General features: G+C 48.8%; 10 protein-coding genes. 5 read left to right on the forward strand and 5 right to left on the reverse strand.

Annotated elements, in window-relative coordinates:
- Positions 1-159: 159 nt before the first annotated feature.
- The gene (locus tag GA0116948_RS17590) at positions 160-537 is read right to left on the reverse strand and encodes an SRPBCC domain-containing protein (RefSeq protein ID WP_089714686.1); all 378 of its coding nucleotides are present in this window, start codon (positions 535-537) and stop codon (positions 160-162) included.
- A 143-nt stretch (positions 538-680) separates the two neighbouring features.
- Here GA0116948_RS17590 and GA0116948_RS17595 point away from each other — a divergent pair, with 143 nt between their 5' ends.
- Positions 681-1676: a glycoside hydrolase family 43 protein gene (locus tag GA0116948_RS17595; protein ID WP_089714628.1), complete on the forward strand. Its 996-nt coding sequence runs from the start codon at positions 681-683 to the stop codon at positions 1674-1676.
- Positions 1677-1725: 49 nt separating this feature from the next.
- The gene (locus tag GA0116948_RS17600) at positions 1726-2307 is read left to right on the forward strand and encodes a 5'-methylthioadenosine/S-adenosylhomocysteine nucleosidase family protein (RefSeq protein WP_089714630.1); all 582 of its coding nucleotides are present in this window, start codon (positions 1726-1728) and stop codon (positions 2305-2307) included.
- An 11-nt stretch (positions 2308-2318) separates the two neighbouring features.
- Here GA0116948_RS17600 and GA0116948_RS17605 read toward each other — a convergent pair whose 3' ends face one another.
- Complete coding sequence (locus tag GA0116948_RS17605; RefSeq protein ID WP_089714632.1) at positions 2319-2684, reverse strand: response regulator transcription factor; 366 nt, start codon at positions 2682-2684, stop codon at positions 2319-2321.
- Between the two features lie 552 nt (positions 2685-3236).
- Between GA0116948_RS17605 and GA0116948_RS17620 the strand changes: the two genes are divergently transcribed.
- The 3 genes from GA0116948_RS17620 to GA0116948_RS17630 all read left to right on the forward strand — a co-directional run bounded on the left by GA0116948_RS17620 (position 3237) and on the right by GA0116948_RS17630 (position 5493).
- Positions 3237-3482, forward strand: a complete 246-nt coding sequence (locus GA0116948_RS17620; RefSeq protein WP_089714637.1) for a hypothetical protein — start codon at positions 3237-3239, stop codon at positions 3480-3482.
- Between the two features lie 48 nt (positions 3483-3530).
- Positions 3531-4172, forward strand: a complete 642-nt coding sequence (locus tag GA0116948_RS17625) for a class I SAM-dependent methyltransferase (RefSeq protein ID WP_165798292.1) — start codon at positions 3531-3533, stop codon at positions 4170-4172.
- A gap of 118 nt (positions 4173-4290) precedes the next feature.
- Positions 4291-5493: an aldose epimerase family protein gene (locus GA0116948_RS17630; RefSeq protein WP_089714641.1), complete on the forward strand. Its 1203-nt coding sequence runs from the start codon at positions 4291-4293 to the stop codon at positions 5491-5493.
- Between the two features lie 95 nt (positions 5494-5588).
- On the opposite strand, the gene GA0116948_RS17635 is transcribed toward GA0116948_RS17630, so the two are convergent.
- The 3 genes from GA0116948_RS17635 to GA0116948_RS17645 all read right to left on the reverse strand — a co-directional run bounded on the left by GA0116948_RS17635 (position 5589) and on the right by GA0116948_RS17645 (position 11751).
- A complete protein-coding gene (locus GA0116948_RS17635; RefSeq protein ID WP_089714643.1) occupies positions 5589-7124 on the reverse strand; it encodes a sulfatase family protein in 1536 nt (511 codons plus the stop codon).
- 100 nt (positions 7125-7224) lie between these two features.
- Entirely contained in the window at positions 7225-8682 is a 1458-nt protein-coding gene (locus tag GA0116948_RS17640; protein WP_089714645.1) for a RagB/SusD family nutrient uptake outer membrane protein, read from the reverse strand.
- Positions 8683-8700: 18 nt separating this feature from the next.
- The gene (locus tag GA0116948_RS17645; protein ID WP_089714647.1) at positions 8701-11751 is read right to left on the reverse strand and encodes a SusC/RagA family TonB-linked outer membrane protein; all 3051 of its coding nucleotides are present in this window, start codon (positions 11749-11751) and stop codon (positions 8701-8703) included.
- Positions 11752-12516: the final 765 nt, after the last annotated feature.

Consider the following 12516-nt stretch of genomic DNA (forward strand, 5'->3'; position numbering starts at 1 on the left):
GTGCTGCTGCTATAGTAAGGACAGGAAAAACGGGGAAAACCCTTACAAGGATGAAAAAAAAATATTTTTTTTTCATCCTTGTAACCGAGAATTGGTAAAATGACGCGCCTTCCTGGTTATTTTATCCAGGGGGATTATATGGGGTGGGTATAGGGCGGCTTAGGCGTAGAAATCCTGGAGAGAGGCCATGTACACGTCGTTCCAGCCTTCCACGATGTCGGTATAATCTTCTTCGGGAATATTGGTATGCCGCAGTTCCAGGGAAGTGCCTTTTTTATGGGGATGCAGCAGTAGGGTAACAATAGATGCCGGCTCCTGATCGCCAAAATACCATTCCTGCACAATCTTATGGGATGCTTCAAATGCAAGGTTGCGGCCAGAGATGGAGTCTTCCCATAAAGAAAATTCACTGCCCGGCTCCTCGCTCATCACAGCTTCTTCTCCGCTCCAAAGGCGAATGGTGGCAGGGTTCACGAGCGCGCGGTACACTTCTTCCGGCGGGGCCGGTATGATGTAATGATGCTTGTAGTCTTTCATGCGGCGAAGGTAAGAAATTTGGGGGCAGCCGGCCAAGCGGGTAGACAGGCCATGGCTGTAAATAAAAACAAACTTCCCTTCGCTTGCGCTACCATTTCTTTTGACTATTTTTCGCTCATCTTTCCATACAGCACCAACCATTGATGAAAAAAAGTATACTGATCGCTGCCATGTGCGCATTTTCCTGGAAGGCCATGGCGCAAGCACCTGCAGCCACCGAAAAAAAAATGTCCGGCAACCCTATCTTTCCCGGCTGGTATGCCGATCCCGAAGCCGCCTTGGTGGCGGGGCAGGCCTGGGTATTTCCTACCACCTCCGATAAATATGAGCAGCAGGTTTTCTTCGATACGTATTCCTCACCAGACCTCGTACACTGGACCAAACATCCGGATATCCTGGACACGGCATCGGTGAAATGGGCGCACCGTGCCCTGTGGGCCCCCGCTTTTGTGGAAAAGGATCATCTTTTTTATTTGTTCTTTGCTGCCAACGATATTCAGCATGATCTGCAAGGCGGTGGCATCGGCGTAGCCGTAGCAGATAAACCCGCCGGCCCTTACAAAGATTATCTCGGGAAGCCCCTTATCGACCAGTTTTACAACGGTGCACAGCCAATAGATCAAACTGTGTTTCATGATAAAGATGGTAAGTATTATATGATCTACGGCGGCTGGGGCCATTGCAACATTGCCCAACTGAAGGCCGATTTTACCGGGTTCATTCCTTTTGCAGACGGGACTACCTTTCACGAAATAACGCCGGAAGGATATGTGGAAGGACCTTTTATGATTTATCGCAAGGGTAAGTATTATTTTATGTGGTCGGAAGGTGGCTGGACGGGGCCCGATTATTCGGTGGCCTATGCCATGGCCAATTCACCACTGGGGCCTTTTAAACGCATCGGTAAGATCTTGCAGCAAGATCCCGCCATTGCCACCGGTGCCGGCCATCATTCGGTGTTAAAGGGGCCCAAAGACCATCAATGGTTTATTGTGTACCACCGCCGCCCGCTCACAGAAACAGATGGTAATCACCGGGAGACCTGCATCGACAAACTTGAATTTGATAAAGATGGTTTCATTAAGCCAGTAAAAATCACCAACGAGGGTGTACCTTTCACCCGTCTTTCTTCAAAATAAAACAGGCTGCCCCGCGCTATGCAGCAGCCCATTTTTTAAGCGATTACCGATGAATCAATTACCTGCCGAACTATTTTCCAACCCGCTATACGTTTTTGCGCTGGCAGCAGAAGCCGCCGATGAATTTGCCCACGTACCCGCCCTGTTTGTAGGAGTGGGTAAGGTGAATGCCGCCTATTACCTGCTAAAAAAAATATCCCTTCAGCCACCAAGTATTATTATTAACCTGGGCTCAGCAGGCAGTCATACCTTTGCCCGTGGGGAGGTGGTATGCTGTACCCGGTTTATTCAGCGCGATATGGATGTAACTGCTTTGGGGTTTGAAAAATATAAAACACCTTTTTCCGAACACCCGCCTGTACTGCATTACGGCTTGCAGGCCAAAGGCTTGCCCACTGGTATTTGCGGTAGCGGCGACAGTTTTGAAACCCGTCATACCACCAGCGATTATAATGTTATAGACATGGAAGCCTTCCCCCTGGCTTGGATTGCAGCGCAGGAACAAATTCCTTTTCTCTGTTTAAAGTATATTTCTGACGGTGCCAATGGTAGTGCCGGTGAAGATTGGAGTACAATGGTACACCATGCAGCCGCTGCGCTGAAAAGCAGCATGTTGAGCCTAGCAGTATAAACATTTCATGTTTATTGCTCGTTCAGCAAACGCTTTACGCGTTTAAGCAATTCACTGGCCACAATGGGTTTGGTGAGGTAATCGTCTGCACCCAGATCCAGGCCTTTCTTGATAGCCGCTTCATCGTTTACACTGGACACAATTATGACGGGCATGGGTAGCTTGTTTTGTTTTATATGGCTCACGATTTCATAACCATTGGCAAAGGGCATAAGAATATCGGTGACCACCAGATCGTAGTTAGCATCTTTATGGAGGTGGGAGTAGGCGTCTTTGCCATCTTTTGCCACGGTAACTTGATAACCTTCGCGGCGTAAAATGCTTTCAGCAACTTTTTGCATAAGGTAATCGTCTTCTATCACGAGAATACTAGCCATTTTATAAAAAGGGTTTTTAGGTTGCCGGGCAACGTTTGTAATGCTTTGTGTAATGGAATGTGCAGTTGTACTGCTGCGAAGCAGTATACCTGCCGGATGTTCTGGACGCTATACATACGGCCCACCTCCGCGCAGCCATAAATATAATGAAAATGAATCTTGCCCGAAGATATTTCAGGTAATAGCATCAAACTATAAAATAACAGAGCATGATAAATACCCCCTTCTTCCTTTTCGTTAATTGAATGTTATTGCCCCATACATCTAAATGTTATCTTTAATACATTGTAGTCCACATATCCCATATTATGAAACAGCATTATCTTCTGCTGTTGGGGGGCGGCATGTTCTGACGGCATTTTCCCAAACACCTGTTTCTTTTGCCAAACCTGCTGTGGTGGCAGTTGTTACCCAAAATGTCCCTCCGCCAAAAGTATTACTGCCCTGAAAGGCTGCTGGAGATACACCTGGCAGGGCAACCATGAACAAAGATACCCGGCTGGTAGCAAAACCATCCTGCAAGCCATCACCGACAATGAAAGCGCAACGAACGTGGCCACCGCTACTGCCAAAGGTTACGACAAACCCGAAAATTCTGATACCATGGCCCTGAAAAATGCAGCCGCCAATGCCCGCGTAATCGTACTGGGCCTCGGAGAAAATGCCTATGCAGAAAGCCCGGGCAATATTTCCGACCTGGTACTGGCACCGAACCAGGTGGCCCTGACCATTGCCGCCCCCTGTAATACATCCTCTTTCGCTAAGGCTTTTCTGCCCATGCAGTGGCAGGGAAAGTAAAACACTTTGAACATGCAGGAAGGGCCTTTTACGTATTATATTTGCCCCATGGCTGTTGCTAACAACTACGATAACATTGCCGCCATCTACGACCCATTGTCTTTGCTGATCTTTGGCCGGTCGTTGCGGCGCGCACAGGCGTTTATGCTGAACGTGCTTACCCCGGGCCAGCGGGTGCTGGTAGTGGGGGGTGGTGCCGGGTGGATACTGGAAGCCATGGCTGCCCGGCTACCGGATGGCTTGCATATCACTTATGTAGAACTGTCTGCAAAGATGACGGCCCTGGCCCGGAAAAGAAACATAGGTGGCCATGACGTAGATTTTATTAGGGGTTCCATTACGGCACAATCCTGGCCTGCCGGTTATTTCGATGTGGTATTCACCGCATTTTTCTTTGATAATTTCCAGCAGGAAGCCGCCGAACATATTTTTGCACAATTGCACCAATACCTGAAGACAGGGGGCTATTGGCTGTTTGCCGACTTCGAAGTGGAGCAGGGGCAGCGCTATTGGCAGCAACCCTTATTGAACGGGATGTACTTTTTTTTTCGCATGGTAAGCCACATCGACGCCAGGCAGCTGCAGGACATGGCCGCCCTATTTCAGGCACATGGTTATACTCCCTTGCAGCAAAAACGGTTTTATAGCCGTTTTGTACAGTCCGTTATATATCGCAAGGGTCAGGCGTAAAAAGTACATTTATCTGCAAAAAAACTTATTTTACAACTTCAGCGTACTGACGCCGTTCCACGCGGTGGGCTGTATGCCATGCAGCGTCACCTTATAAACCACGCTTTTAATACATTGTATGAAAAACAAACTTACGCCCATCCTTGCAGCCACCTTCTTGCTGATCGCCACGGCCTGCCACCACGAAGCCAAAAAAAATACCGAAACTGCGGATAGCACGACCGTCACTGACAATAAAGCTGCTGCGCTATTGCCTGCTGCCAACGCCTTCCAAAAAACGATCGATGGCAAGCAAACCGCGCTCTACATACTCAAGAATCACCAGGGTATGGAGGCGGCTATTACCAATTATGGTGGTCGGCTGGTAAGCCTGATAGTACCCGATCAGTATGGGAACCCCACCAACGTGGTGGATGGGTTCGACAGTGTGGATGGCTACATCCAATCTACGGAGCCTTACTTCGGCGCGCTCATTGGCCGCTTTGGCAATCGTATTGCCAAAGGAAAATTTACGCTCGATGGCAAGACCTACCAGCTTTACATCAATAATGGTAAAAACACCTTGCACGGCGGCAAAAATGGCTTCCAGGCAGTAGTGTGGGATGCCAGCCAGCCCAACGATTCTACCCTCACACTTACCTATCTTTCTAAAGATGGAGAGGAAAATTTTCCCGGCAATTTGCAGGTGAAAGTTACTTACAGCCTCACCGCAGATAATGGATTGAAAATCGATTACGAAGCCACCACAGATAAGAATACGGTAGTAAACCTCACCAACCATGCCTTTTTTAACCTGAACGGCAAAGGCAGCGGCACTATCCTGCAACATACTTTGTGGATGGATGCAGACCGCTATACGCCGGTAGACAGCGGCCTTATTCCCACTGGTAAACTCACCCTGGTGCGCAACACGCCTTTCGATTTCACAAAAGCTACTACCATTGGCGCCCGCATTAATGATGATAATGAACAACTCAAAAACGGCAGTGGCTACGATCATAATTTTGTGCTAAACGATTACAAACCACACAATCGCATGCTGGCCGCTACTGTAACAGGCGATAAGTCTGGTATTGTGATGGATGTTTTTACCGAAGAACCGGGGTTGCAATTTTATAGCGGTAACTTCATGAAGGGAGCCAATCACTTTGGCAAAGGTGGCTCCGACGATTACCGTACCGCGTTTGCCCTGGAAACCCAACACTTCCCCGACGCGCCAAACCAGCCTGCTTTTGCCAGTACGGTACTACATCCCGGAGAAACTTACAACACCAGCACCACCTATACTTTTACCACCGTAAAAGACGCTACCCGGAAGTAATGGCGGCAATATGGCTTATTCCTTTACACTGCTACTATAAATGGCAGGAACAATAACAAAAAAGCCCGGCGTAATCATCACGCCGGGCTTTTTTGTTATTGTTCTTTCTGGTATATTTCTAAGGCTTCTTTATCGTCGTACTGCCTGATCAGGGCTTCCAACCTTGTTTTTAGCGAAGCAACGGTTTTTGCATACGCCGCATTTTGGTAAAGATTATGCACCTGCTGTGGGTCTTTTTTCAAATCATACAATTCCCAGGAACTGCTGGGACCATAAAAATGCACCAACGTATATTGCGGGGTGCGTACGCCAAAGTGCGGGTACACATGATGTGGCTGCGGAAACTCGTAGTAATGATAATACACGGCGTCGTAGCCTCCCTGTTTGCTGCCTTTTAGCAGGGGCAGGAAAGACTTGCCTTGTATATCCTTGGGTATAGGCGCATGCGCAATATCCAGTAAGGTAGGGGCCCAGTCAATGTTCGCTGTAAGCTGGGTAATTTTTGTGCCGGGTTTTATGACGCCGGGGTAGCGTACTACGAAGGCCGTTTTTAAAGACTCTTCATATATAAAGCGCTTGTCAAACCAACCATGTTCGCCCAGGTAAAAACCCTGGTCGGAGGCGTAGATAACGACCGTATTTTCGCTGAGGTGGTGGGCATCCAGGTAGTCCAATAATTTGCCAATGTTGCGATCCATCGATTTGGCGGTGGATAAATAATCTTTGAGGTAGCGCTGGTATTTCCATTTTACCAGCTCGTCCCCGCTGAGGTTTTTGCGGTCGAAATCAGCGGATACTTTATCGTAATAAGCTTTAAATACGGCCTTTTGTTCCGGTGTAAAGCGGCTGAAGATACTTTTCTGATCGTAATCGATATGCACTTTCAAGTCTTCGCGAAGTCGCATGGTTTTATCGATGGTCATGTCCTGGTTTTGTGCAGCCAGGCGGTCTTTGTAATCATCGTGAAAAGAGGGGGGGAGGGGAAATTCTTTGTCGTCGAAAGCGCCTAGGTCTTGCAGGTCTGGAAACCACTCCCGGTGGGTGGCTTTTTCACCTACCACCAGGAAGAAAGGCTTGGTGGTGTCGCGTTTGTCTAGCCATTGCTCGGAAAAGTCGGTGATCAGGTTAGTTACATACCCTTCCTGGCGCACCGTGTCTTTGGGACCAATAAATTCGGGATTGTAATACTGGCCCTGGCCGTTGAGGATATTAAAATAATCGAAGCCGGTAGGCAGGCTGCCCAGGTGCCATTTGCCAATCCAGGCAGTTTGGTATCCCTGCTGGCGCAACACCTGCTGAAACTGTTCCTGGTTAGGATTAAATACCTGTCTTTCATTTACCTTAAAGCCATTCTCATGGCTATATTTCCCTGTGAGCAGGGTAGCACGGCTGGGACCACAGATAGAGTTGGTGACGATAGCGTTGGTAAATAAGGCCCCGCCATGGGCTATACGGTCTATATTGGGCGTTACAGCCAGCTTGCTGCCATAAGCGCTGATAGACTGGTAGGCGTGATCGTCTGAAAAGATCACGATGATGTTAGGTTGTTTTTTGGCCTGCTGCGCCTGCCCCTGTTGCGAAAACAGGGCCAGCGATGCCAGGACAAAAAAGCGGAAAGAATAACGTTGCATGAATGACCATTTAGGAAAGTGATGGAAAAATTAAATTTCCGGTTATAACGCAAGCGTATATTCGTTTACGTTATAACCAGTTTATGAAAAATTAATATCATTACTGCGGATACCCGCCATTTTGTGTGAGTTGCTTGTTCACATCCCTTTCGCGTTGCGGAATTGGATAGAGAGTGTCGTAATCCTGTATGCCCAGGCCTTTGGCTTTCAGCAGGGTAAGGAGGTTATTAGTGCGTTTCAGGTCAAACCAGCGTTGATCTTCAAAACCAAACTCCCAACGGCGTTCATTAAGCAGGGCGGTGCGTAGGTCGCCCTGGCTAATGCCGGCCAGGTCTATGGCTGCATCCGGTGTAGTAATGCTTTTGCCATAAGCGCGGCGTCTTACCTGGTTAATGGCCTCCAGCGCTGCCGCAACAGGGCCATTCAGCTCATTTTCGGCCTCTGCATAGGTGAGCAATACATCCGCATATCTTACGATGGGGAAGTTAAGGCTTCCTTCGCCCAGGTTCGTAATGGAAGCAGGATCAAAGTACTTAAACCAGGCGGGGGCAAATGTTACGAGGCCAGCGCCAGCGTTGTATTGTGTGAAGAAGGTTTTGTCCTTGCGCAGATCGCCCGGCAGGAAGCTGTTGTAAAATTCCTGGGTGGGTACGTCTGCCTGGTTGCCACCCACTGTACCACCGCCCGGCAGTGGAATGGTGGAGCGGGGCAGGAAAAGCGCCATGGCAAAGCCATTGCCAGTACCCGTATTGCCTTTATTTTGTATGCCAAACAATACTTCTTTGTTAAAGCGGTTATCCGGTGCAAAGATGTCTGCATATGCAGGCAGCAATCCATACTGGGCATTATTCAGCACCAGTTGTGCCTCGCTGCGGGCATTGGAATAATCGTGTAGGGTAAGGTATACTTTAGACAACAAAGCACTGGCCGCAAAGCGGCTGGGACGTCCGTTATTGGCTGCCGTGCTGGCGCTGTCCAGGTGGGTTTCCCCGTCTTTCAGGTCGGCAATGATCTGGCCGTAAATGGCATCCTGCGTAGCCCTGGGTACGTTCACGCTATCCAGGCCAGTGGTTTGGTGTAGCACCAGCGGCACGGGTCCGAATAAACGCACCAGGTTAAAATACAGCAGCGCCCGTACAAATTTTGCTTCCGCTACCAATCTGTTCTTTTTCGTCTCATCCATGGCAATGCCGGGAATCTTGTCGATGGCTACATTGGCATTGGCAATGCCTTTGTAAATGCCCGTCCACAGCGTTTCTATACGGTCGTTTACCGGGCCGTAAGTATAGTTCTTGATGGCAAAGATGTAGGCATTGGCCACGCCTTGTCCACATTCGGCATTGTCTGTTGGCAGTTCCGCCAGCAGGTAAATGCCCCGGTAGTACACTTCGCTCTGATTGTTCAGCTCATCGTAAGCTCCTATCACAGCAGCGTCTGCGTCTGCTGCGGTTTTATAGAAATTCTCCGCCGTCATGGTCGAAGTGGGTTTTTCCTCCAGGAACTTCTTGCAGGAAACCAGCCCGGCCAGCAGTATAATGAATAACAATATTTTTTTCATGTCTTGCAATTTTAAAAACTAGAAATTCAGGTTCAGCCCTACCATGTACGCTTTGGGGGTTGGATATGTGTCGGCGTCCACACCGCGCAGGATGTTTCCCTGGCCGGTCTGGTTGCCTTCCGGATCGTAACCGGTGTAATGGGTGATGGTGAACAGGTTTATGGCCGACGCATATACCCGTAGTTGCTGGATATGGGCGGCTTGCAACCAACTGGCAGGCAAGGTATATCCCAGGCTCAATACACCCAGCCGGAAATAGGAACCACTTTCCAGTTGTGCATTGGAGAAGAGGAAGGCGCGATTCAAACTGGCGCGGGGAATGCTATTGCTCGGGTTAGTAGGTGTCCACCGGTGTTTTACGCGGGCAGCACTGTTTTTCTGCCCGGTAGGCAGGTCTAGTTCTGCACGGGTGCTATTCAGGATGGTATTGCCATACACCCAGTTGAACGTAGCGCTGAGGTCAAAACCTTTGTAGAAAAAGTCATGAGTCATACCGCCAAAATATTTGGGGTCTGCATTGCCGATAAATTTACGGTCGCTTGCGTCTAATTTACCATCGGGATTTATGTCTTTATACTTACGGTCGCCGGGTACCGCTGTGGGCTGGGCGCTGTTACTGATATCGTCGCCGGTCTGGAAAATACCGTCGCTTACATAACCATAGAAGGAGCTGATCGGATGGCCCGCCTGTACCACCACCGGGTTAGAGATTTTCAGGTATCCATTGATCTCGCCGGTAAGGATCTGGGACACAGGGCCAAGGCTTAATACTTTATTACGGTTGGCAGCGATGTTAAAATTCACATTCCATTTAAACTGTTTGTCGATGATGGCCGCGTTGATGCCTAGTTCTATGCCCCGGTTCTGTACACTGCCAATGTTTTGCAGCGCGGAAGAAAACCCCGTACTCCAGGGAACGTTTACCAGCAGCAGCATGTCGGTGGTTTTCTTATTGTACCAGTCTGCCGTGAGGTTCAGGCGTCCGTTAAATAGGCCGGCGTCCAGGCCAATGTCTGTCTGCGCGGTAGATTCCCATTTCAGATCGCTGTTGGGAATATTGCCGGGAGAATAGCCCTTCACCACCTGGTCGCCAATCACATAACTCATGTTAGAAAGGCCGGCCAGCGATTGGTAACTGGCTATTTCCTGGTTGCCGATCTTGCCATAACTGGCGCGTATCTTCAGCTCACTGAATACGTGCAGTTGTTTAATGAAGTCTTCTTCCGACAACTTCCAGGCCACAGAACCAGAGGGAAAGTAACCAAACTTGTTGTTGGTGCCAAACTTGGAAGAGCCGTCTACGCGTTCGGTGAGGGTAAGTAGGTACCTGTCTTTAAAGGCGTAGTTAATACGGCCAATAAAAGAAGCCAGTTGCCAGTTGTTCACATTGGTAGCTGGCGCACCGATGATAGCACCGGCCCCAATGTTGTCTGCCTTCTGCAAGTCGTTTACAAAACCGGAGGCGGAGGTGGTTACACTCTCCCGGTTATATTTTTGCACGGTAAAACCACCCAGCGCAGTCAGCGCATGTTTGTTAAACACATGATGGTAGGTAAGCGTATTTTCATTCAGCCAGGAGGTGCTGTTGGCACTGGATACAATAGCCTGCCCATTTACATTATACCCGGAAAGCACGGTGCGGGGGGCATAGTATTTTTCTTTTGTATTAATAACGTCTACGCCTACACTAGATCGCAAATCCAGTCCTTCCAATATCTTGTAATTGGCATATACGTTTCCCAGTATGCGGTAGGTACTGCTGTTGTTCAACAAGTCTTTGGCGGTGGCCACGGGATTGCCCATTGGTATACCACGGTCGCTTTGCAGCACATAGGTGCCGTCTGGATTGCGCACTTTCAGGATAGGGTTAAAGGCCAGGGCTTCTTCTATCACGCCCTGGGTACCTTCCCCTCCAGCGGTAGCGCTAAGGGCCTGGTTGGCATCGGTGCGGGCAATGGTGAAGTTGTTGCCGAAACTAAGCCGCGAGGTGGCCTGGCGCTCCAGGTTGAAGCGGGCGGCATACCGTTTAAAGTTAGAATTGATTACAATGCCAGCCTGGTTAAAGTAGTTAAAGGATAGAGCATACTTGGTTTTGGCGTCGCCGCCGGAGGCGCCTAACTGGTAGTTTTGTTCCGGCGCGGTACGGAAAATCAGGTCCTGCCAGTGAGTGCCTTCACCAAAAGATTTGATCTGGTCTGGCGTGTATACCTGGGTGCCATTGGCATCGTTTACCAGGTTGGCAAAATCGGTAGCATTGAGCAGGGGCAGTTTTTTGGGTACCTGCTGTATGCCGTAAAATGCGTTGAAGTCGAAACGGGTGGGACCTTCCTTTCCTTTGCGGGTGGTGACAAGTACTACGCCATTGGCACCACGCGCTCCATACACGGCAGCGGCGGAAGCGTCTTTTAGTACTTCTATCGAAACAATATCGTTCGGGTTTATTAATGCCAGGGCATTGAGTTTGGGGCCTACGGTGGCGCCAGCGGCTGCAGCGCTGTTATCGTTATACACCGGGAAACCATCAATTACATACAGTGGTTCAGCGCCGGTATTTACTGAATTGCTGCCCCGTATGCGGATGCTGGTAGCGCCGCCAGGCTGGCCGGAAGTGGTGGTAACCTGCACGCCGGCTGCCCGGCCTTTAAGGCCATTATCCAGCGATACTACCGGCGATTTTTTAAACTGCTCTTCACTGATGGAAGTGATGGAGCCGGTAAGGTCGCTTTTCTTTTGGGTGCCATATCCCACCACAATCACCTCATTGAGGGCGGTGGCGTCATCTGTAAGCTGCACTTGCAGGTTGCGCTGGTTGCGGACTACAATTTCCTGCGCAATGTAACCTACCCCCGTGATCACCAGGGTATCTTGCGGTAATGCAGGCAGGGTAAAACGACCATTGGCATCGGTGGCAGTACCACGGGCGCTGTGTTTTATATGCACGTTAATGCCAGGTAGCAGCTCGCCTTTCTTAGACTGCACCAGGCCACTCACCGCAGCAGATTGTGCCTGCGCCTGTGCCAAGGGAGCCAGCATCAGGAGCGCGGCGAAAAAGTGTAAGATTGTTTTCATATCGGCTTTGTTTGTGTGTTTTTTGCAATAGACATCCGCTCCCTGTCATGGCTTTTAATACAGGGTTGGCGAAATTGAAACGGAAAAGCTGGGTTGGATGAAATACCGCACGGCCACTGGCCGGATTAAGAATGATGTTAACGACTATAAGAAAAAGACAATATAATTTCTGCACTTACAGGCGGCCTGCAATGTTCGGATTGAATGATAACGTATACGGATATACGAATTAATAGGCGATGATCAAATAACGCGCACGCTGGCTTGTTTTTGAGCGGAGCCTTTTGTGGTTTAGATTACCGGCAACACTTTTTGTAAGTAAAAGATGGCATGAATAACAATTTGACGATAAAATAAGTAACTGGTCATTGGTACAGCAACAGTACCGCCACGGCAGGCGTTTCCCTGCCTTTCAGGGCGCTTCGTTTGTTAGTATTAAAACTGACTTCGGGGACAAAGATATTTTTAATACTCTACAAATCCTATAGGGTTATAGTGTTTTATTTAGAAAAAAATGTGGGTGCCCGTTGAGTAGCCCTCTTTTCCTATTTATAAGGCTTATAGCTAAGTGGAGCGTTTATCCGGATAGGGACGCACCGGTATAAATAGCCCGGATGGGAAAAAATAAGAAAGCATGGGGAAATTTGTTCAATTAATGAGAAAAAATTGTAATTTAAATACTGAAAAAAACCACCTACTTCCTAACGATTCATTTTTGAAAAATATTTATTTTTAAAAAGTTGTATTTACTTATTAAATTTTTAT

The organism is Chitinophaga costaii (genome assembly GCF_900094705.1).
Lineage (GTDB): Bacteria > Bacteroidota > Bacteroidia > Chitinophagales > Chitinophagaceae > Chitinophaga > Chitinophaga costaii.

Bases quoted from the DNA above. Each gene is read 5' to 3' on its own strand.
- GA0116948_RS17590 (WP_089714686.1), bottom strand. From the start codon at position 537: ATGAAAGACTACAAGCATCATTACATCATACCGGCCCCGCCGGAAGAA.
- GA0116948_RS17595 (WP_089714628.1), top strand. From the start codon at position 681: ATGAAAAAAAGTATACTGATCGCTGCCATGTGCGCATTTTCCTGGAAG.
- GA0116948_RS17600 (WP_089714630.1), top strand. From the start codon at position 1,726: ATGAATCAATTACCTGCCGAACTATTTTCCAACCCGCTATACGTTTTT.
- GA0116948_RS17605 (WP_089714632.1), bottom strand. From the start codon at position 2,684: ATGGCTAGTATTCTCGTGATAGAAGACGATTACCTTATGCAAAAAGTT.
- GA0116948_RS17625 (WP_165798292.1), top strand. From the start codon at position 3,531: ATGGCTGTTGCTAACAACTACGATAACATTGCCGCCATCTACGACCCA.
- GA0116948_RS17630 (WP_089714641.1), top strand. From the start codon at position 4,291: ATGAAAAACAAACTTACGCCCATCCTTGCAGCCACCTTCTTGCTGATC.
- GA0116948_RS17635 (WP_089714643.1), bottom strand. From the start codon at position 7,124: ATGCAACGTTATTCTTTCCGCTTTTTTGTCCTGGCATCGCTGGCCCTG.
- GA0116948_RS17640 (WP_089714645.1), bottom strand. From the start codon at position 8,682: ATGAAAAAAATATTGTTATTCATTATACTGCTGGCCGGGCTGGTTTCC.
- GA0116948_RS17645 (WP_089714647.1), bottom strand. From the start codon at position 11,751: ATGAAAACAATCTTACACTTTTTCGCCGCGCTCCTGATGCTGGCTCCC.